A 19,683-nucleotide genomic window follows, 5' to 3' on the forward strand; every position below is an offset into this window, starting at 1 on the left:
GCTGCCGCCCGGCCGCCCGCACGCCCGCCCGCGTGGGCAGTTCAGGTGTGGCTGACCTTGACGACCACGGTGCGGCACATCTTGTCGGCGAACGTCTGCCGCTTGGTGTCGAACAGCGGCAGGAACCAGCCGATGTAACAGGGCAGGCTGTCCACGATGTGCGCGAGCTTGCGCACGAACGCCATCCCCATGCCGAGCGTGCCGCCATCGGCCTCACGACGCAGGCTGATGCCCAGGACCCACTTCCCGGTCGTCTGGCCGGTCGCCCCTTCCCTGTAGAGCTGGAATATCGCCATCACCAGGGTGTAGACGACACCGACCGCGAAGAACGCGCCGGGCTCCGCGGTCGCCGGATCGTCACTGCGGGCCAGATCGATGAACCCCATCCCGTACATCGGCCCCAGAATGATCAGCCCGTCAAGCAGATAGGCGCCAACCCGACGCCCCCAATGCGCCAGCGGCGGCACGCCCACCCCGTACCCGCCCTGCGGATACGCCCCGTGCGGCGGATACCCGTAAGGCGTGTACCCGTACGGCGCGTGCCCGGGCATGCTCTGCGGCGCCGAGGCCTGGTATCCGGGCTGGGCAGGTGAATTCTGCGGGTCGTACGGGGTATGCGGGTCGCCGAAACTCAAGGTGCTCTCCATGGAACGGAAACAGGCTGCGCGGGGAAATACACACGATTCGCGACCCGGTTGCGAGTCTGACCAGGCCGCATAGTGATCCAGGTTGGCTCAGGTGGGGAATTCGCCGAGCCAGGAGTGCTGGAGCAGGTGTTTCGGAAGGTACTCGGACTCGACACCGATCGGGAACTTCCCGTCGTACGCGAGACAGGCGATGGCCAGGGGACCAAGCGCAATACTGCCGCCCGTTTCGGTGGAGCGCTCTTCGGTCAAGGTCCAGTACGCCTGGTGCAGCTTCAGGGCATCAATCAGAGCGGGAGTAAAACCTTCAATGTCCCTGGTAACGAAGTGGTAGAAGAGATTGATCGGCGGATAGAGCTGCCCCTGCAGCAAGTCAGCCGGAGCGATCCGCGCCACGGACAGGTCCGACATCTCAATCGCAGCAGTGAGCTTCTCCACCAACCCCGGCCGCCGCAACCAGTACGTCTGCAACGTATCCACCCAGTGGTAGATGTACTCGTCATACGCGCCCTCAGGACTCCGCAACCGCTCCAACGGAATCTCGCACAACTCCGTCATCCGCCGCTGTTCCCGACAAATCACAGCCAACCAGAATGCGGACAACCAGCTTCCCGCATCAGCAGACGACTGCGGCCCCCTGGCTGCCTGGAGAGTAAGCGACTTTCGATTTACTCGACATTCCACCGAACCTTCGAAAATACCAGTCACGGCGAACAGAGCCGAACTGAGCTGCATGGCGTTCACAGCAGATTCCCAAGTTTCCACCGCCGCTGCCCGAGGGTCGGAAATGCAGCGAGCATGCAACAGTATATTAGCCGTCGAAGCGGCCGAATCAATCAGCTCGGTCGCCTCTTCGAGAGACGAGATCTCATCGAGAAGCATTTCGTCCAAGCCTTCGACAAGTTGCCCTACATCGGACCTCATCGACAGGTCATGTCGGGCAAAGTTCACAGTCACGGAAGGGTTCCCTTTCTGATGTCAAATCACCTGTATCGATATCCGGTATATGTTCCCGCATTCTTGTAAAATGAAGAGATATTCACAGCTCCCATGATGCACTTGCCTACAACAAGGAAGTGGCGGTCATCCTCTCCACGGCCGAGTTCAAGGCCTCGGTCTGCGGGCAGGAATGACGCGATGGTGCTGTGCTGCCGTCTGGCTGCCCGGGGGGGCGTTTTTTAATGTGACACCTGCCCCCTCATGTGTCACATATTTTTGCAAGGGGGTGACCACACCGCCCGCACGCGTGGGCAGTTCAGGTGTGGCTGACCTTGACGACCACGGTGCGGCACATTTTGTCGGCGAACGTCTGCCGCTTGGTGTCGAACAGCGGCAGGAACCAGCCGATGTAACAGGGCAGGCTGTCCACGATGTGCGCGAGCTTGCGCACGAACGCCATCCCCATGCCGAGCGTGCCGCCATCGGCCTCACGACGCAGGCTGATGCCCAGGACCCACTTCCCGGTCGTCTGCCCGGTCCACGGCACCCACTGAGCGTTGTCACTACTGCCCCTCCAGGGCGAGGCATTTCTAAAAACGATCAGTGACCAGTCATGACAGGCGTGGCTGCCGAAGTTCCAAGATTTCCCTTGCCTCCAGCGGAGCCTCCTCTACCAGAATTCCCGCTTCAGCAGCTTGTGGCATCTCCCGAAGAACCATCAGCGCGGCCTCAGGCGTCATTCCCCGCACATAGGCTTCTTTTAGCCGCTCCAACCAGATAAGTCCGGCTTGGTAGCCCTCAACGTCGGCTTCATCGCGGGGTTCGAAACTCGCCGCACCTTCGCTGTTTGATGCCCAGAGGTAGCCCAGAACTCCGCTGCGACTGCGAGCCGGGAAGTACAGGACGCGACCTGACGCCTCACGCCGATAGCCCTGCTCAAATTCTTGGGTATGCCTGAAGATCCTGTTCCGGTAAGGGATCTCGAACCGCCCCCACGAATCGGACGGCGCACCATCATCCTCGAAATGACTTTCTACGCCAGTTTCAGTGGGTTTCCCAAAGTAAGTCGGATCTTCTGGCCCCGTATCTGAATCGAGGACCACAGAAAAGTCCCTCAGAGCAGAAGCCAACCTGGGTGAATTCTTGGCATACACAGAAGGTTGAGGATTACCTTTGAGGTCATAGGCCATCCACGCATCGGAAAAGGTAGTCAAATCAGTGGTGACGAAATCAAGAAACGCAGAAGTGCCGAGTTGGAACAGGTTTTCCTGGAGGTAATCACCCTCTTCACCCACAAGCATTCCGGCGCACCGGATGGAGGTATCTACCGATCCTATCGACCCTGCGTCGACTCTCGCCTCGATGACACGCGCAAACCTTTGAGCGACCTCATCTCGGCCCCCACCTTCCGAGGGGATTTCACCACGAAATAGGTAACTGCCCGACGCGCCCGCCTCCGAGACGGAAATTTTAAAGTTGGGCCTCCCACAGGCCAGGCGATGCGCATGAAGAATCGAGTAGGCGTTGAGTGAATCACGGATACACCGAATGATGAGCCCTTCCTCACTGTCGCACCCCCAGGTCCAACGGGCTACCGGCGTGCTGGTAATCACGATGATCCTTTCGGGAAGAATTTAGCCTCGGGAGGAACGAACAAATTCCCGTCCGGCGAACGAAATATGAACTGGACATTATTTTTGGCGTGCAAGCCATGCAGGCGACCGAGCTGAGTAGCTATTTCAGCCCTCGACGCCTTGGTCTCCACCAAGAAAATTTTCACGTCCGCATGAGAGTCCGTGAGCTGCCGGATCTTCTTGAATACATTCCTGACAACCTTACCCGGGTCGGCCGGAGATTCCGGGCCTGTCATATCTTTTAGTTGCCACCCGTATACAGTTCCGTCCACATCACGTGCCATCACATCGAGATCTGTCTTTTCACCCGTGAAGACACCGGGCTTTATTTCATACCCATCCTGCTTGATCTCAAAAACTATTTTATCAGCCCCTCCGGAAAGCAATCTCTCACCGAGGCGCAGTTGCTCAATCCCTCCTGAAATCCCATCAAGCCTACTCAGGCCGGACACTACCTCCCTGTATCCTTCGAAAGCTCCAAGCTTTCCAGACGAAATTATCTCGGATATTTCCTGTCCAGCTGGATTCTTGGACAAATTGTTCAAGGCCCGTTCAATGTCGTCAGGCTTCACACCAGTGCTGGTCAGCTGGCCACGTACCTGCGCCTCCATTTCACCACCGAGTTCCAGAGGGCCTGAGTGGTCCTGAGGCCTGTCCCACCCGCCAGGATCGCTGATGTCACGAGCGAATCCATCCGGCCCTCCGCCCCCGACGCCACCTCCACCTCCTCCGGTACCGCTTCCCGCAGGTAGGTCGTGGCTCGGGCTGTGCCTGGTCCCTGGCAGCTCGGTGTGATGAATGGTGGTGTCGAGATGGTTGTGGGGTGGGGTGGGGCTGGTGTTGCCGGGTGGGGTGTGGTCGGGGGTGTGGTGGGCGACTGCGCCGGTGAGGGCGGGTTCGTGGACTGCGGCTGGGGGTTGGGCGTTGAGGTTGCGTTCCTTGGTTGCCTGGTCGGCGCGTTGGAGGAGGGTGCCGTCCTCTTTGTAGAGGTTGCCGTCACGGTCGAAGTAGGCGGCTTCGCCGGCGAACGGGGAACGGACGGCACCTTCGGGGAGAGCCACCGCACCGTCGGGGAGTTCGACCGTGCCGTTGGGGAGGGCGGTCGCGCCGTCGGGGATCGCGGCGCCCTCGGGGAGGTGCAGGGTGCCGTCCGGGAGGCGGAGGGTGCCCTCGGGGACAGTAATGACGTGGTCCGGGAGAGGCGGGAAGGTGGTGGTCTCCAGGCCCTTCAGCCCGGTCATGACGTCGCTGACCTTCGTGAGTCCGGCACCCGCACCCTTGAAGACGTACGTCATGGGGTCGACGACACGGGCGGTCTTGCCCGCGACGGAGAGGGTCTTGGCCAACGCGCCGGCCTTGCCGGCACCCGCTGCGGAGCCGCCGGTGCCGCCGGTGAAGACGGTGGTCAGGACGTTGAACGTGACCGCCCCCGCCGCACGGGACGGGTTGGAACCCCACTGGTCCCAGGCGATCAGGGCCTTGCCGGTCTCCTTCATCGCGGCGCGTGAGTCGCGTACCCAGGCGGGCAGTTCGTCGTCCGGCGCCGCCCAGAAGATGCCGTTGACGCCAGGAGTGATGGCGAGCGTCACTCCGGTGGCGAGCTTGGCCAGGCCGGTCCATGCCTGCTTCATGGAGTCCCAGCCCTCGGTGCCGACCAGGATGCCGAGACCTTCGAGGGTGCCCCCGACCCCGTCGACGATGAAGCCCTTACCGAAGTCGTAGGCGTGGCGCCACACCTTCCACCACGGCACCGACTCCTCGACCGGTTCGCCCCACGGCAGACTCGGCGCCTGCTTCAGCGCCTCGGCGTCGTACCCGTACGTCCCCGACTTCCCCGAACCGTCACCGGTCTTCAGCGGATGTCCGCCGACCAGGGCGACGATCTTCGCGTGGCAGGCCCGCTCCACCTCCTGGAACGCGGCCCACACCTCGGCGATCTCGTTGCGGCGCCGGTTGTTCTCCTCGACCAGGTCGCCGTCCTCGTCCCAGTCGTCGTCCCCGTTCACCTTCACCCGGAAGGCGACCGCGTCCCGCTTGAGCGCCTTCAACTTCTCCACCAGCGGGAACGCGTCGTCCGAGTACGTGCCGAGCGCACCGGCGACCACGCGCAGGTCCTCGCTCAGCGAGAGCCCCTTCGCCGCGACCGGGGCCGTCGTCGCGAAGAGCTGCTCCGCCTCCGGCGCCTGGTAGAAGGCGCTCAGCCCGCCGAAGCTGGTGTGTACGTCACCGGCCGCCTCCGCGATCTTCGCGCCGCACCCCGACAGCTCCGTCACCTTCACGTCCAGCAGAGCCAGATCGCCGGTGAACACGGGTATGCCGACCGGGTCGACCGGCGCCGCACCCCCGCCGCTCACCGCGCCCCCCGCATCCGACGCAGCTCGTCCACGCGCACGGCCCTGGCGGCGTTCTGTGCACGCTCGGCCGTCTCCAAGTCCCCGCGCACGTAGGCATTCGTCGCGTCCACCGCACCCAGCACCGCGGCCTCGGTGCGCTTCCCCATCGATACGAAGTCCTGCTCACGCACGTGAAGAAACTCCGCCAACGCCGCCGCAACCGGGCCCGCCGCCGCCCTCGACAGCGGTGCCTGCCCCGGCGCCACCGGCCCCTGAAGTGCGGTGGAAGCCTGCGGACCGGGCACTGCCGTACCCGCCGCAGACGCCGCCTCCGACACCGTCTTCAGCAGCGATGTCAGCGCCTTGTGCAGGTCGTCGGCGTGCCCGCCGACCGTCCCCAACTGCCCCTGCACTCCCTGTGGACGGATGTCCCAACCCACCACCGCAAGCCCCCCGGAACGTCGCATTCGAACGCCCGCCCCGCGACAGGACAGCCGTTCCTGAGGCCCTTCCTATCAAGCCGAACATCGCTGTTGCAATCAGCAAATTGACAATCGGCCAACTACGTCCGAGATCGTGCGCTCACAGGAACTTCGGGGCGCCGGAACCAGACCGGAGACTCCTGATTGGTTCGCCATTGCGACCTCTACGGCAACGGAGACTCGGCATCCACGGGGAGGTCGAACCCCGGGCGTACGGTCCACTCGATCCAGGCGTCACCGTGGCTCAGTGAGAGTCCACAGGGTTCACCGCGATGCAGGGCGGCAAGAGCACCCACGCATCCGCCGCCCTCGACCCAACTCAGCGCGCGGTGCCGCTCGAACGGCGGGAGCCCGACCGCCAACTCCCTTACGTTCAGGCGGATGAAGCGGATCGCCTCGGCGGGGTCGAGCGCCTGGTGCCGGGACACCTCGGCGATCTCGTCGGCCGCCATCGTCCGGTAGGTGACCCGTTCACACCAGAAGACGCGTGTCGCGGACGGTGTTGCGGGGCGCTGGCGGTCGAGCACGGGCCTCTCCTCGCGCCATCAGAATCGCCTCGCGCCCGCCGCCGGCGTGACGAGCCGCGAACGCGAGGCGATCCTTCGGAACTCCACCCAACGGGCGCAGCACTGGGCGGAGTTGTGCATCACGACCGCCAACCCACCGGGGGCCGAGTCGGCCGGAGGCACACTTCGAAGCTAGCGTTTTATGGGAAGCCGTATCAAGCGTTTGATATCTAACGAGTGAGAGGGAGGGGTCAACTCAGAGAGGCAGAGGATTCATTCCAAGCCATCCATGAACGCTTCGGGCGGCCCCCACCTGCGCCGATGAGAACCGCCCGAAGCTAGAACGCCATGAATCAGGCCAGATCGTCGAATTCGCCTTCCTTGACGCCTCCGAGGAAAGCGCGAAGCTTCGCACGGGTGGTGCGGACCACCACATCCGGGTTGTCGCTCTCGCGCAGCAGAATCTCACCACCGTGCTCGGCCAGCTCCAGGCAGTCGTTGCCGTCGGCGTCAGCCGACTTCGACGACTTGCGCCACTGAATGTCCATGGTTCTCACGCCTTCACACTTGCTCTGAGACTTCCTTGATGAAGTCTCTTGAACTCTGCGGATCGAGCGATCGCCCTTCCGTCCGGTCGAGCACCGCTCGAAAGACCCTGAGCCGCGCCTCGGCGTCCACGAATCCGGAACCCGTCGGGGTGTCCGTCTGCACGGTGTCGAGCTGCGGCACCGGACCATAGACATAGTTTGCCGAACTGCTGGCGTTCGGAAAGCCACCTGCCGCAAACGGGATCACCCGGACGGTGACGTTGTCGCGTTCCGACTCCTTCATCAGGTGATCGAGCTGACCACGGGCCACCTTGCGACCGCCGAACCGCATCCGGAGCGCCGCCTCGTGGATCAGGAACGTGCAGAGGGGCGGGTTCGGCCGGTCGAGCACGTCACGGCGCCTCAACCTGTGCGAGATCCTGCGCCGGAGCATCGTCGGGGTCGGGGCCGGCATCGCCTCCGCGTAGACGGCACGCACGTAGTCCTCGGTCTGAAGAAGGCCGGGCATGTGCATGATCTGGACCGACCGGAAACCCGTCGCGTGGTGCTCCAACTCCGCCAGATCGAGCGCGCTTCCGGAAAGCTCACCCCGGTAGTCCTCCCACCACCCCTTTATCCGCTCCTCAGCCATGCCGGCGAGCGCGTCGACATAGGCGGCGTCGGAGCACTCGTAGTGCCCGGCCCACGTACGGACTCTCGTGCCGCTCACACCGAACCGTCCCGATTCGGTGTTGCTGATCGTGGTGCGGTCCGTGCCCAGCAGGGCGGCGGCCTCGGTCGGTGTCAGACCGGCGTGCTCGCGCATCCTGCGCAGCTCCGCGCCCAGTCGGCACTGCCGGACGGTAGGGGGTTTCCTCGGTGGCATCAACCTCTCCTCTTGTCGAAACCCAGTCTGGCCGCATCCCTCGAAGGGGTCCACTTCTCGCAAGAATGATGGGTTCTCACACAACAATTGATACGTCCACGCTACCGTTCTCACAGATCGCGCCGCACGCCGGTAAGCCCGAAGTGCAGCCGTACACAGGCGTGTTCATCCACGCCCGCGTACGGCCATCGCCACGGGCGACGAGTGACGCACGCACGCCAGCACGTTCGCACCGCATCGCATCGCGTTGGGAGAACGACATGACCTCCGTCCACGCCACCGCCCATCCCTCGCCGCCGGGTCCGCCAGGTAGCGAGATCTACCGGCTGACCCTGCCCAACACGTCCGGGGCGGCCAAGGTGTCGCGGGACTTCGTGGCGTCGCTGCTGGGCGTCAGCAGATGTGGCGGGCTGGCCGGACTGGTCGACGACGCACGGTTGTTGGTCACGGAGGTGGTAGCCAACGCGCATCGGCATACGGCCACTGCGCTGATCCAGGTCCATGTCGCCGTGCGGGACGAGCGGGTCACCGTCTCCGTCGCGGACGACGCCCCCTGGGACCTGCCCCGGTGTCCCGGGCAGCGCGACGGGTCGTTTCAACCGGAAGGCGGGCGCGGGTTGTTGCTGGTGGAGCGGGTGGCGGACGCGTGGGGTACGCGGGTGCTGGGCGGCGGTGTGCCGTACCGGAAGGCGGTGTGGTTCACGCTCGGCCGGGGCGGGGCCCTGAGGCGGGCCGGAAACGCGGAGCGGGGCGGCGGGCCCGTCGGCCCACCGCCCCGCTCGACCGGGTACGGGTCGTACTACTGGATGACCGTGATGCGGTCGGCCGCCGGCGGGGCCAGCGGGGCGGCGGCCGTGGAGTGGGCCACCAGGTAGTCGTTGAACATGTCCAGGTCGGAGGCGCCGACCAGCTTGTTCGTGCCCTGGCCGAGGGCCGCGAAGCCGTCGCCGCCGCCCGCCAGGAACTCGTTCATCGCGACGCGGTAGGTCTTGGCCGGGTCGATCGCCTCACCGTTCAGCTTGATGGTGTCGGTGACCACGCGGGCCGCGCCGGACTTCGTCATGTCCAGGGTGTAGGTCAGGCCCTTGGAGATCTGGAGGATCTTCGGGCTGGCCTCGTTGGAGCCGCTGACCTGCTGCTGGAGAGCGGCGACCAGCTGGGCGCCGGTCAGGTCGACGACGTTCATCATGTTGGTGAAGGGCTGCACGGTGAAGGACTCCCCGTACGTCACCACACCGTCGCCCTCGGCGCCGCTCGCCTTGTACACCAGGTCGGCGCGGATGCCGCCCGGGTTCATGAACGCGACGACCGCACCGCCCTTGTCCGCCGGGGCCAGGCCCTCCAGCTGGGCGTCGGCGATCAGGTCGCCGAGCGGCTTCTCGTAGGCGTTGGAGCCACGGCCGTTGATGTCGGCGGAGATGTAGCCCTGCGGCCGGTTGGAGATCGGGGCCGCGAGGGCGTTCCAGCGCGCGATCAGGGCCGTCATGTCGTTGGCCTTGGGCTGGTCACGGCTGACGATGTGGTTGGCCGACTTCGGGTTCTTCGCACCGGCCGACTTCACCGACGTGCGGACGATGTCCTTGGTGCGGCGGTCGTAGGTGAGCGTCGTCTCGGTGTAGAGCTTGCCGAAGGAGGACGCCGAGGTGACCAGGCGCGGGTTGCCCGCCGGGTCCGGGATGGTGCAGACGTACGCCTGGTGGGTGTGGCCGGTGACCAGCGCGTCGACCTTGGGCGTGATGCCCTTGGCGATGGTGGTGATCGGGCCGGAGATGCCGTCGCCGGGGCCGTTGCTGTCGCAGTCGTAGTTGTACGAGGACGAGGCCGGGGCGCCGCCCTCGTGGATCAGCGCGACGATGGACTTGACGCCCTGGCGGTCCAGCTCCTTGGCGTACTTGTTGATCGTCTCGATCTCGCTGTGGAACTTGAGGCCCTTGACGCCGTTGGCCGTGACGATGTTCGGGGTGCCCTCCAGGGTCACTCCGATGAAGCCGATCTTGACGCCGTTCTTCTTCCACACCGTGTACGGCTTGAGGATCGGCTTGCCGGTCTTCTCGTTCGTCACGTTGGCGGCGAGGTAGGGGAAGTCCGCGCCCTGGAACTTCTTGCCCTTCTCGTAGCAGCCCTCGACCGGGTGGCAGCCGCCGTTCTGGAGGCGGGCCAGCTCGGTGGCGCCCTCGTCGAACTCGTGGTTGCCGACGCTGGTGACGTCCAGGTCGATCTTGTTGAGCGCCTCGATGGTGGGCTCGTCGTGGAAGAGACCGGAGAGCAGCGGGCTCGCACCCACCATGTCGCCGCCCGCCGCGGTGATCGAGTACGGGTGGCCCTTGCGGGCGGTGCGCAGCGAGGAGGCGAGGTACTCGACACCGCCGGCCGGGACGGCCTTGACGGTGCCGTCGGCCTGCGTCTCGTTGACCGTGCCCGCCGAGCCGGCCGGGGGCTCAAGGTTTCCGTGCAGGTCGTTGAAGGACAGCAGCTGCACGTCGACGGTGGGGCCCTGGCCGTGGTTGCCCTGCCGGCCCTGGCTGTTGCCCTTGCCGGGGTTCTCCTGGGCGCCGGCCGGCATCGCGGCGATGAGCGCGCCCGCGGTGGCGAGCCCGGCCGCGGCGGTGAGCACCCGCCGGGACGCGCGGTTCTTCTTCGGTGTCGCTGACATCGGTCCCCTTGTAATTCTCAGCGGGAAGTTTTCGATTTGTGACAAGTCCGGAGACTTCGTGCGCAGCCTAGGGTCAACGCGCGTAGCGCGACAGGTTTGGCGGGTTACGAACTGGTTGCCATGTGGTGCCGCCGGGGCCCGCGCCCCGGGCACCGGCCCGCCCCGCGCCCCGGGGGCGACCGTCCGTCAGACGGCGGGCACGGTACGTACGGAGCGGCGCGCGGCGGGCGGCCGCACCGGTCCGGTCGGCTGAACCGGGCCCGGCCCCTGCCCGCCGTGTCCGCCGGGGCCGCCCGGCGCCAGGGCCGTCGCCGTACGCTCGTAGCCATGACGACTGACGCAGCTCTTCCCGCCCCCGGCCGTGAGATCCGGACGCTCGACGTGCTCTCCCCCGAGGAGGCGGAGGCCGTATCCGAACTGCTCGCCGAGGCGGCCCGGTCCGACGGCAGGCAGGCCGTGTCCGAGCAGGGGCGGCTCCAGCTGCGGGGCGGGCGGCGCGCGGGGGTCCGGCATCTGCTGCTGACCAGCGGGCCGGACCTGGTCGGGTACGCCCAGCTGGAGGACACCGACCCGGTGGAGGCGCCGGCCGCCGAGCTGGTCGTGCACCCCTCGTACCGGGGGCAGGGCCACGGGCGGGCGCTGGGCGCGGCGCTGCTCGCCACCACGGGCAAGCGGCTGCGGGTGTGGGCGCACGGCGGGAAGTCCGCGGCGCGCCACCTCGCGCAGGTGCTGGGGCTGGCCCTCTTCCGCGAACTGCGCCAGCTGCGGCGCCCGTTGACGTCGCTGGACATCGCGGAGCCGGTGCTCCCGCCGGGCGTCACCGTACGCACCTTCGTGCCCGGCGAGGACGACGCGGCCTGGCTGGCGGTGAACCGGGCCGCCTTCGCCCACCACCCGGAGCAGGGCTCGCTGACCCAGCGCGACCTGGACGACCGCAAGGCGGAGCCCTGGTTCGACCCGAAGGGCTTCTTCCTGGCCGAGCGGGACGGCGAGCTGATCGGCTTCCACTGGACGAAGGTGCACGCCGAGGAGGGGCTCGGCGAGGTGTACGTGGTCGGCATCCGGCCCGACGCGCAGGGCGGCGGCCTCGGCAAGGCGCTCACCGCGATCGGGCTGCGCCACCTGGCGGCGGAGGGCCTGCCGACCGCGATGCTCTACGTGGACGCGGACAACAAGGCGGCCCTCGCGGTGTACGAGCGGATGGGGTTCACGACCCACGAGGTGGACCTGATGTACCGCACGGAGTCCTGAGTCCGGGTCAACAGCCCAGGTCAACTCCTTCGGGGGCGGCGTCTCTTGACGCCGCCCCTTTCTTACGTCACCCTTTCACTACTCAATTAGTGAAAGGGTGAACATGGCAGAGTCCGCAGCGGTCGAATACCGCATCGACCGGCGCAGCGGCGTCGCCACGTACCTCCAGATCGTCCAGCAGACCAAGCAGGCGCTCCGCCTCGGACTGCTGAAGCCCGGTGACCGCCTGCCCACCGCACGCGAGGTCGTCGAAGCCACCGCCATCAACCCGAACACCGTCCTCAAGGCGTACCGGGAGCTGGAGCGCGAGGGCCTCGTCGAGGGGCGGCGCGGGCTCGGCACCTTCGTCACCCGGGGCCTCGGCGGCGCCGCGGCCGCCGACGACGCGCCGCTGCGCGCCGAGCTCGCCGACTGGGCCCGCCGGGCCCGCGCGGCCGGGCTGGAGAAGGACGACGTGAGCGCGCTCTTCACCGCCGTACTGGACAGCACATTCGAGGGGGATCGAACCTGATGACAGGCGTTGCGATCGAGGCCGCCGGCCTCGGTGTGAAGTATCGGGGCGGGGGCGGGAAGTGGGTGCTCCGCGACTGCTCGTTCCGGCTGCCCGCGGGGCGGGTCTGCGCGCTCGTCGGGCCCAACGGGGCGGGCAAGTCGACCCTGCTCGCCCTCGCGGCCGGGCTCCTGCGGCCCTCGGTGGGTTCGGTGCGGGTGCTGGGCGGTACGCCCGCCGAGGTGCGTCCCCGGATCGCCTTCGTGGCCCAGGACAAGCCGCTGTACCCGCAGTTGACGGTGGACGGGATGCTCCGGGCGGGGGCCGAACTGAACCCCGCCACCTGGTCCGCGGAGACCGCCGAGCGCATCGCCGGGGACCTGCCCCGCAAGGCCCGGGTCCGGCAGCTCTCCGGCGGCCAGCGCACCCGGCTCGCCCTGGCCCTGGCGCTCGGCAAGCGGCCCGAACTGCTGCTGCTGGACGAGCCGATGGCCGATCTCGACCCGCTCGCCCGCCAGGAGCTGATGGGCGCCCTGATGGCGGAGACCGCCGAGCACGGCACCACCCTCGTGATGTCCTCGCACCTCCTCACCGAACTGGAGGGCGCCTGCGACCACCTGCTGCTCGTCGACGGCGGCCGGATCCGGCTCGGCGGCGGGACGGACGACCTGCTCGCCGCGCACACCCTGCTCACCGGCCCGGTACGCGACACCGCGCCGCACACCGCCGTCGAGTCCCGCACCGCGGGACGGATACAGACCACCCTGGTACGGAGGGAGGGCCCGGTGGACACCGGAGTCTGGGAGACCGCGGAACCCTCGCTGGAGGAGCTGCTCCTCGCCCACCTGCGGTCGCCCGGGGCCCCCGCGCTGCTGACCCCGGACGTCCTCCCCGTCGAGGAGGTGGCGGCCCGATGAGCGCCCTCGCCCTGAGCGGCCCGGTCCGGGTCACCCTGCGCCAGCACCGTACGACCCTGTGGACCGTCGGCGCACTCGCCCTCGCCGGGATCGCCTCCGTGGTCATCGCCTGGCTGGTGGTGGCGTCGGCCACCGACACGTTCGCGGACACCGGCTGCTCGGTCAGCAAGGTGACCCACGGCTGCGGCATCGCCGTCCGCCACTTCCTCAGCGTCAGCTTCCACTTCCATCAGCTGCTGGAGTACGCCGGGCTGGTCATGATGCTGGTGCCCGCGTTCGTGGGCATGTTCGTGGCCGGTCCGATGGTCGCCCGCGAGCTGGAGAGCGGCACGTTCCGGCTGTCCTGGAGCCAGGGGATCTCGCCCGCGCGCTGGCTGGCGGCCAAGCTCGCGGTGCCCGCCGTGGCGACGGTCGCCGGAGTCTCGGTCCTCTCGGCCGTCTACACCTGGGCCGTGCCGCGGGCCGACCGGACGCAGTACCCGATGGAAACGTACGACCGGACCGTGTACGGCTCCATGGGCACCGTCCCGGTCGGCTACACCCTGTGCATGCTGGCCCTCGGTACGCTGGCCGGACTGCTGCTGCGGCGCACCTTCCCGGCGATGATCGCCACCGTGGTCGCGTACGCCCCGCTGACGGCGATCATGAACCGGGTGCGGGAAGATCTCTGGCCGACCGTCCGCGTCACCGAGAACCAGTGGGTCAGGGACAACACGACCTGGCTGGTCGACTCGGAGACGCTCACCGCGTCCGGGAAGCCCCTGGACCCGGCGGTCTGCGGGGAACCCGGTGCGCCCGCCGCGTGCAAGGGCGCCGTCGACTACGTCGACTACCACCCGCTCTCGCACTTCTGGCCCCTCCAGCTCGTCGAGACCGGCATCCTGCTGGCCGTGGCGGCCCTCGCCGTGGCGCTCGCGTTCCGGGTGCTGCGCGGCCTGCCCGCCTGACGGCGACGCGGTACGGGCACCCCTGCGGCGCGGTGCGGGCGCCACGGGGGTGCGCCCGTACCGCACCGGCCGCACCCCGCACCGCACCGCGCACCGCTTCCTGCACGTCATGTCGCCGTTACCAGCCATTCAGACGGGCTTGCGAACCTCTGACAATGCAGCCAGCTGTGCCGACCCCCCGCAACGGGAAGAAACCCGGCAACGGGAGAACCCCCGGCAAGGGACGTACGGGCGAAACCGCCCTCCTGTCCCCCACGGCCCCCACGAACCCCGTGATCCCCGCCCCTTCCGACGCGCCTCCCGAGCCGTCCGCGCGGAAGAATGGGTCCATGAGCCAGCAGCCCAGCTCCGAGGTAACGGTCCAGCCCGCCACGCAGCCGTCGGTCGGCTCGCTCGCCGCCCAGCGGCCGCGCGCCGTGGCCTCCGCGTCCAGCTCCGCCGCCCTGTCCACCGCGGCCGACCTGGACCCCGACATCGACGCCGACGCCGACGCGTACGAGCCCGACATCGACGGCGACGAGCTGCCGCACGACCGCTTCCTGGACCGGGAACGCAGTTGGCTCGCGTTCAACGAAAGAGTGCTGGAGCTGGCCGAGGACCCGGCGACCCCGCTCCTCGAACGGGCTAATTTCCTCGCGATCTTCGCCTCGAACCTGGACGAGTTCTTCATGGTCCGGGTGGCCGGTCTGAAGCGCCGCATCGCCACCGGGGTCGCCACCCGGTCCGCCTCCGGACTCCAGCCCCGCGAGGTCCTGGACCTGATCTGGACCCGCTCGCGCGAGCTCATGGCCCGGCACGCCGCCTGCTACCAGCAGGACGTGGCCCCCGCCCTGTGCGACGAGGGCATACAGCTGATCCGCTGGCCCGAGCTGACCGAGAAGGAACAGGCCCGGCTCTTCACCTTCTTCCGGCAGCGCGTCTTCCCCGTACTGACCCCGCTCGCCGTCGACCCGGCACACCCCTTCCCCTACATCTCGGGGCTCTCGCTCAACCTCGCCGTCGTCGTACGCAACCCGGTCAGCGGCCACCGCCACTTCGCCCGGGTCAAGGTGCCGCCGCTGCTGACCCGCTTCCTGGAGGCGTCGCCGCAGCGGTACGTACCCATAGAGGACGTCATCGCCGCCCACCTCGAAGAGCTCTTCCCGGGCATGGAGGTCCTCGCCCACCACATGTTCCGGGTCACCCGGAACGAGGACCTGGAGGTCGAGGAGGACGACGCGGAGAACCTGCTCCAGGCCCTGGAGAAGGAGCTCATGCGGCGCCGCTTCGGCCCCCCGGTCCGGCTGGAGGTCGAGGAGTCCATCGACCCGTACGTGCTCGACCTGCTGGTCCGCGAGCTGAAGGTGTCCGACGCCGAGGTCTACCCGCTGCCCGGCCCGCTCGACCTGACCGGGCTCTTCGGCATCGCCTCGCTGGACCGGCCCGAGCTGAAGTACCCCAAGTTCGTCGCCGGCACCCACCGCGACCTCGCCGAGGTCGAGTCCGCCTCCGCGCCCGACGTCTTCGCCGCGCTGCGCGAACGCGACGTGCTCCTGCACCACCCGTACGACTCGTTCTCCACCTCCGTACAGGCCTTCCTGGAACAGGCCGCGAGCGACCCCGACGTCCTCGCGATCAAGCAGACCCTGTACCGGACCTCCGGCGACTCCCCGATCGTGGACGCGCTGATCGACGCCGCCGAGTCCGGCAAGCAGGTCCTGGTGCTCGTGGAGATCAAGGCCCGCTTCGACGAGCAGGCCAACATCAAGTGGGCCCGCAAGCTGGAGGAGGCCGGCTGCCACGTCGTCTACGGCCTCGTCGGGCTCAAGACGCACTGCAAGCTCTCGCTCGTCGTCCGGCAGGAGGGCGACACCCTGCGCCGCTACTCCCACGTCGGCACCGGCAACTACCACCCCAAGACGGCCCGGCTCTACGAGGACCTCGGACTGCTGACCGCCGACCCGCAGGTCGGCGCGGACCTCTCCGACCTCTTCAACCGGCTCTCCGGCTACTCCCGCCGCGAGACCTACCGCCGTCTCCTGGTCGCCCCGAAGTCCCTGCGGGACGGGCTGATCGCCCGGATCGACAAGGAGATCACCCACCAGCGGGCCGGGCGCACCGCCTACGTCCGCATCAAGGTCAACTCGATGGTCGACGAGGCGGTCATCGACGCCTGCTACCGGGCCGCCATGGCCGGGGTGCCGGTGGACATATGGGTGCGCGGCATCTGCGCGATCCGCCCCGGCGTCCCCGGCCTCTCCGAGAACATCCGGGTCCGCTCGGTCCTCGGCCGCTTCCTGGAGCACTCCCGGATCTTCGCCTTCGGCAACGGCGGCGAACCCGAAGTGTGGTTCGGCAGCGCCGACATGATGCACCGCAACCTCGACCGCCGGATCGAAGCACTGGTCCGGGTCACCGACCCCGCCCATCGCGCCGCGCTCAGCCGTCTCCTGGAGACCGGCATGGCCGACACCACCTCCTCCTGGCACCTCGGTCCCGACGGGAACTGGACCCGGCACGCCACGGACGCGGACGGACGGCCGCTGCGGCACGTACAGGAAATGCTCATCGACGCGCGGAGGCGCCGGCGTGCGACGCCATGACCACCAGACGACGACCCAGGCGGACCTTACGGCGGGCGCCGTCCTCGCGCCCTACCTCCAGGAACAGGCCGCCGAGTTCCTGCGCAGCCTGCGCCTCCACCGCGAGAACAGCGCCCCCACGGACGCCGGTGCCCAGGGCGCCGAGGAGGCCGCCGAAGCGCTGCGCCGCTCCTCGCGCCGGATCGGCGGCACCCTGCACACCTTCCGGGCGGCCCTGGACACCGCCTGGGCGGAGCAGCTCCGTACCGAACTGGCCTGGCTCTCGGGCACCCTGGCCCGGGAACACGCCTACGCCACCCGGCTCGCCCGGCTCCTCGAAGCGCTGCACACCCTGTCCGGTGCCCCGCTGCCCGCCGCCCGCAAGGGCTCCGGCGACTCCCCCGACAAGGAACGCGCCGCCCTCGGTGTCGGCGCCGCCCGCGCCGGGGCCCTGCTGGAGCGCCAGCTGACCCTCGCCCGGACCCGGGCCCACTCCGCCGCCCTCCAGGCGCTCGGCTCCTCCCGCTTCCACGCGGTGGCCGACGCCGTGGCGCTGCTCGCCTCCGAGGTGCCGCTCGCCCCGGCGGCGGCCGCCCCGGCGGAGGAGATGCTGCACGGCCCCGCCGACCGGGCCGAGCAGCAGCTGCGGGACACGGTCGCGGCGCTCCCCTCCGGCGGCCATGCGGCCCAGCCGTACAACGAGGCGCAGGACGCGCCCTGGCACCGCACCCGGCTCCTGCTGCGCCTCCACCGGTACGCCCACGAGGTGGTGCGGGGCGCCCCCGATCCGGTGCTGGCCGCGCCGGGGCAGGCGCTCGACCTGCACCGGGACGCCTCGGAGGCGGCCGCGGCGGCGGCCTCCGCGGCCCGCACCCCGCGGATCGCACCGGCCACCGCGTACGCCCTGGGGGTGCTCCACGCCGACCAGCGCCATGCGGTGGAGGCGGCCCGGGGCGTGTTCCGGACGAGCTGGCCGTACGCGGTGGCGGCCGCGGGCGCGCCGTGAACGGGACCGGTCCCGGGCCCGCGAAGAACGGGAAGAACGGGGCCGGGAAGAGCGGGAAGCCGGTGCGGGCCGCCGGGTGCGTGCTGTGGCGCCGTACGGACTCCGGCGGGCTGGAGGTCTGCCTCGTGCACCGGCCGCGTTACGACGACTGGTCGCACCCGAAGGGGAAGCTGAAGCGCGGCGAGTCCGGGCCGGCGGCCGCCCGGCGCGAGGTCCTGGAGGAGACCGGGCAGCACTGTGTGCCCGGCGCCGCGCTGCCCACGGTCCACTACACCGTGGGCGACCGGCCCAAGGAGGTCGTCTACTGGGCCGCCGAGGCGACCGGCGGCACCTTCGTGCCCGGCGACGAGGTCGACCGGGTCCGCTGGCTCGCCCCGGCGGCGGCCCGGGCCCGTCTCACCCAGGAGCACGACCGGAAGCTGCTGGACGCCCTGCTCGTGGCGGTCCCGGACGCGCCCGGGGCCTGAAAGGGTTCCCGGGAACGGCCGGAACCGCGCCGCCCCGCACGGTTCACCTCCCGTTCACTCTCCCCCGTAGGCCGCTTCACCTGATCTGCCTAACTTCGTCAGTGCACGGTGCGCGGCACAACGGCCCGGCACCCACCCCAACGCACGCCGTCGTAAGAACCAACAAGACCTCGGCGGCTCCTGGAAGGAACACCCGAAAGTGAAGCTTCAGCGCAAGAACCGGCTTCGTGCCACCGCGCTCGGTGCCCTCGCCGTCTCCAGCGCCCTGGTCCTCACGGCGTGCGGTTCGGACGACAACACCGGTGGCTCGACCGGCGGCAGCGGTGGCAAGACCAACGCCGCGTCGAACATCAAGTGCGACGACGCCAAGGGCCAGCTGCCCGCCTCCGGCTCCAGTGCGCAGAAGAACGCCATGGACCTCTGGGCCAAGAACTACATGGCCGGCTGCTCCGGCGTCGAGATCAACTACAAGTCCTCCTCCTCCGGTGAGGGCATCGTCGCCTTCAACCAGGGCACCGTCGGCTTCGCCGGCTCCGACTCGGCGCTGAAGCCCGAAGAGGTCGCCGAGTCGAAGAAGATCTGCAAGGGCGGCCAGGGCATCAACCTCCCGATGGTCGGCGGCCCGATCGCCATCGGTTACCACCTGGAGGGTGTCGACAGCCTGGTGCTGGACGCCCCGACCCTCGCCAAGATCTTCGACAACAAGATCACCAAGTGGAACGACCCGGCGATCGCCAAGCTCAACAGCGGCGCCAAGCTCCCGGACAAGCCGATCCAGGCCTTCCACCGCTCCGAGGACTCCGGCACCACGCAGAACCTCGGCAAGTACCTCGGCGCCGCGGCCCCGAGCGACTGGAAGTACGAGGCCGAGAAGAAGTGGCCGGCCCCCAAGGGCCAGGCCGCGTCCGGCTCCTCCGGTGTCGCCGCCCAGGTGAAGCAGGTCGACGGCGCGATCGGCTACTTCGAGCTGAGCTACGCCACCGACCAGTCGATCTCCACCGTCGACATCGCCACCGGTGGCGCCGCCCCGGTCAAGGCCACCTCGGAGAACGCCTCCAAGGCCATCGCCGCCGCCAAGATCAAGGGCACCGGCAAGGACCTGGCCCTGGAGCTCGACTACACGACCAAGGCCGAGGGTGCCTACCCGATCGTCCTGGTCACGTACGAGGTCGTCTGCGACAAGGGCAACAAGGCCGAGACCCTTCCGACGGTCAAGTCCTTCCTGAACTACACCGCCAGCGACGAGGGCCAGAAGCTCCTCACCGAGGCCGGCTACGCGCCGATCCCGGCCGAGATCAACGCCAAGGTCCGCGAGACGATCGCGTCCCTCTCGTAACGACGGGGCACGGGTGACCCCGAGCCCGTCACGCACGTAACACCCGCAACACCAGCAACACCCGGCGGACCGGTCCGGTACACCCTTCCGGACCGGTCCCGCCA

The 19,683-nt window shown here is 68.4% G+C and carries 18 protein-coding genes and 1 pseudogene; 9 read left to right on the top strand and 10 right to left on the bottom strand.

Features of this window, described 5'->3' with window-relative positions; all coding sequences use genetic code 11:
* Positions 1-41: 41 nt before the first annotated feature.
* The 9 genes and pseudogenes from ACIQGQ_RS13805 to ACIQGQ_RS13845 all read right to left on the bottom strand — a co-directional run bounded on the left by ACIQGQ_RS13805 (position 42) and on the right by ACIQGQ_RS13845 (position 7,951).
* Entirely contained in the window at positions 42-647 is a 606-nt protein-coding gene (locus ACIQGQ_RS13805) for an RDD family protein (RefSeq protein ID WP_402394691.1), read from the bottom strand.
* Positions 648-734: 87 nt separating this feature from the next.
* Complete coding sequence (locus tag ACIQGQ_RS13810; RefSeq protein WP_402394694.1) at positions 735-1,601, bottom strand: immunity 49 family protein; 867 nt, start codon at positions 1,599-1,601, stop codon at positions 735-737.
* A 298-nt stretch (positions 1,602-1,899) separates the two neighbouring features.
* A pseudogene (locus ACIQGQ_RS13815) lies at positions 1,900-2,121 on the bottom strand (RDD family protein); the annotation flags it as partial.
* Between the two features lie 73 nt (positions 2,122-2,194).
* Positions 2,195-3,196: a hypothetical protein gene (locus tag ACIQGQ_RS13820; RefSeq protein ID WP_402394696.1), complete on the bottom strand. Its 1,002-nt coding sequence runs from the start codon at positions 3,194-3,196 to the stop codon at positions 2,195-2,197.
* The gene (locus ACIQGQ_RS13825; protein ID WP_402394699.1) at positions 3,193-5,571 is read right to left on the bottom strand and encodes a hypothetical protein; all 2,379 of its coding nucleotides are present in this window, start codon (positions 5,569-5,571) and stop codon (positions 3,193-3,195) included. The genes ACIQGQ_RS13820 and ACIQGQ_RS13825 overlap by 4 nt, the downstream gene beginning before the upstream one ends.
* Positions 5,568-5,993: a DUF6507 family protein gene (locus ACIQGQ_RS13830; protein ID WP_402394702.1), complete on the bottom strand. Its 426-nt coding sequence runs from the start codon at positions 5,991-5,993 to the stop codon at positions 5,568-5,570. The genes ACIQGQ_RS13825 and ACIQGQ_RS13830 overlap by 4 nt, the downstream gene beginning before the upstream one ends.
* 203 nt (positions 5,994-6,196) lie before the next feature.
* Complete coding sequence (locus ACIQGQ_RS13835) at positions 6,197-6,559, bottom strand: hypothetical protein (RefSeq protein ID WP_402394705.1); 363 nt, start codon at positions 6,557-6,559, stop codon at positions 6,197-6,199.
* Positions 6,560-6,891: 332 nt separating this feature from the next.
* Positions 6,892-7,086: a DUF397 domain-containing protein gene (locus ACIQGQ_RS13840; protein ID WP_352278921.1), complete on the bottom strand. Its 195-nt coding sequence runs from the start codon at positions 7,084-7,086 to the stop codon at positions 6,892-6,894.
* Positions 7,087-7,099: 13 nt separating this feature from the next.
* Complete coding sequence (locus ACIQGQ_RS13845; RefSeq protein ID WP_402394708.1) at positions 7,100-7,951, bottom strand: helix-turn-helix domain-containing protein; 852 nt, start codon at positions 7,949-7,951, stop codon at positions 7,100-7,102.
* 260 nt (positions 7,952-8,211) lie between these two features.
* Between ACIQGQ_RS13845 and ACIQGQ_RS13850 the strand changes: the two genes are divergently transcribed.
* Positions 8,212-8,826 (top strand): ATP-binding protein, encoded by a 615-nt coding sequence (locus ACIQGQ_RS13850; protein ID WP_402394711.1) that lies wholly within the window; start codon positions 8,212-8,214, stop codon positions 8,824-8,826.
* Here the strand turns inward: ACIQGQ_RS13850 and ACIQGQ_RS13855 are convergent.
* Complete coding sequence (locus tag ACIQGQ_RS13855) at positions 8,751-10,604, bottom strand: bifunctional metallophosphatase/5'-nucleotidase (RefSeq protein ID WP_402394713.1); 1,854 nt, start codon at positions 10,602-10,604, stop codon at positions 8,751-8,753. The two genes, ACIQGQ_RS13850 and ACIQGQ_RS13855, sit on opposite strands and share 76 nt — an antisense overlap.
* A 327-nt stretch (positions 10,605-10,931) precedes the next feature.
* On the opposite strand from ACIQGQ_RS13855, the gene mshD reads away from it, so the two are divergent.
* The 8 genes from mshD (at position 10,932) to pstS (ending at position 19,579) form a co-directional block, all read left to right on the top strand.
* Positions 10,932-11,855 carry a mycothiol synthase gene (mshD, locus tag ACIQGQ_RS13860; RefSeq protein ID WP_402394715.1) on the top strand — a complete coding sequence of 308 codons (924 nt, stop codon included), beginning with the start codon at positions 10,932-10,934 and terminating at the stop codon, positions 11,853-11,855.
* A 103-nt stretch (positions 11,856-11,958) separates the two neighbouring features.
* The gene (locus ACIQGQ_RS13865) at positions 11,959-12,366 is read left to right on the top strand and encodes a GntR family transcriptional regulator (protein WP_402394718.1); all 408 of its coding nucleotides are present in this window, start codon (positions 11,959-11,961) and stop codon (positions 12,364-12,366) included.
* Complete coding sequence (locus ACIQGQ_RS13870) at positions 12,366-13,262, top strand: ABC transporter ATP-binding protein (protein WP_402394720.1); 897 nt, start codon at positions 12,366-12,368, stop codon at positions 13,260-13,262. The genes ACIQGQ_RS13865 and ACIQGQ_RS13870 overlap by 1 nt, the downstream gene beginning before the upstream one ends.
* Complete coding sequence (locus tag ACIQGQ_RS13875) at positions 13,259-14,209, top strand: hypothetical protein (RefSeq protein WP_402394723.1); 951 nt, start codon at positions 13,259-13,261, stop codon at positions 14,207-14,209. Before ACIQGQ_RS13870 ends, ACIQGQ_RS13875 begins: the two co-directional genes overlap by 4 nt.
* A 329-nt stretch (positions 14,210-14,538) precedes the next feature.
* Positions 14,539-16,791 (top strand): RNA degradosome polyphosphate kinase, encoded by a 2,253-nt coding sequence (locus ACIQGQ_RS13880; protein WP_402394725.1) that lies wholly within the window; start codon positions 14,539-14,541, stop codon positions 16,789-16,791.
* Positions 16,778-17,776, top strand: coding sequence for a CHAD domain-containing protein (locus ACIQGQ_RS13885; RefSeq protein WP_402394728.1), 999 nt, complete (start codon positions 16,778-16,780; stop codon positions 17,774-17,776). Before ACIQGQ_RS13880 ends, ACIQGQ_RS13885 begins: the two co-directional genes overlap by 14 nt.
* A gap of 62 nt (positions 17,777-17,838) precedes the next feature.
* A complete protein-coding gene (locus ACIQGQ_RS13890; protein WP_402394851.1) occupies positions 17,839-18,243 on the top strand; it encodes an NUDIX hydrolase in 405 nt (134 codons plus the stop codon).
* Between the two features lie 199 nt (positions 18,244-18,442).
* The gene (pstS, locus tag ACIQGQ_RS13895) at positions 18,443-19,579 is read left to right on the top strand and encodes a phosphate ABC transporter substrate-binding protein PstS (protein WP_402394731.1); all 1,137 of its coding nucleotides are present in this window, start codon (positions 18,443-18,445) and stop codon (positions 19,577-19,579) included.
* Positions 19,580-19,683 lie beyond the last annotated feature (104 nt).

Origin of the sequence: Streptomyces sp. NPDC092952 (genome assembly GCF_044754785.1) — a bacterium.
Classification (GTDB): domain Bacteria; phylum Actinomycetota; class Actinomycetes; order Streptomycetales; family Streptomycetaceae; genus Streptomyces.

Coding starts and splice junctions, on each gene's coding strand:
- ACIQGQ_RS13805 (WP_402394691.1), bottom strand. CDS start 647: ATGGAGAGCACCTTGAGTTTCGGCGACCCGCATACCCCGTACGACCCG.
- ACIQGQ_RS13840 (WP_352278921.1), bottom strand. CDS start 7,086: ATGGACATTCAGTGGCGCAAGTCGTCGAAGTCGGCTGACGCCGACGGC.
- ACIQGQ_RS13845 (WP_402394708.1), bottom strand. CDS start 7,951: ATGCCACCGAGGAAACCCCCTACCGTCCGGCAGTGCCGACTGGGCGCG.
- ACIQGQ_RS13850 (WP_402394711.1), top strand. CDS start 8,212: ATGACCTCCGTCCACGCCACCGCCCATCCCTCGCCGCCGGGTCCGCCA.
- ACIQGQ_RS13855 (WP_402394713.1), bottom strand. CDS start 10,604: ATGTCAGCGACACCGAAGAAGAACCGCGCGTCCCGGCGGGTGCTCACC.
- mshD (WP_402394715.1), top strand. CDS start 10,932: ATGACGACTGACGCAGCTCTTCCCGCCCCCGGCCGTGAGATCCGGACG.
- ACIQGQ_RS13865 (WP_402394718.1), top strand. CDS start 11,959: ATGGCAGAGTCCGCAGCGGTCGAATACCGCATCGACCGGCGCAGCGGC.
- ACIQGQ_RS13870 (WP_402394720.1), top strand. CDS start 12,366: ATGACAGGCGTTGCGATCGAGGCCGCCGGCCTCGGTGTGAAGTATCGG.
- ACIQGQ_RS13875 (WP_402394723.1), top strand. CDS start 13,259: ATGAGCGCCCTCGCCCTGAGCGGCCCGGTCCGGGTCACCCTGCGCCAG.
- ACIQGQ_RS13880 (WP_402394725.1), top strand. CDS start 14,539: ATGAGCCAGCAGCCCAGCTCCGAGGTAACGGTCCAGCCCGCCACGCAG.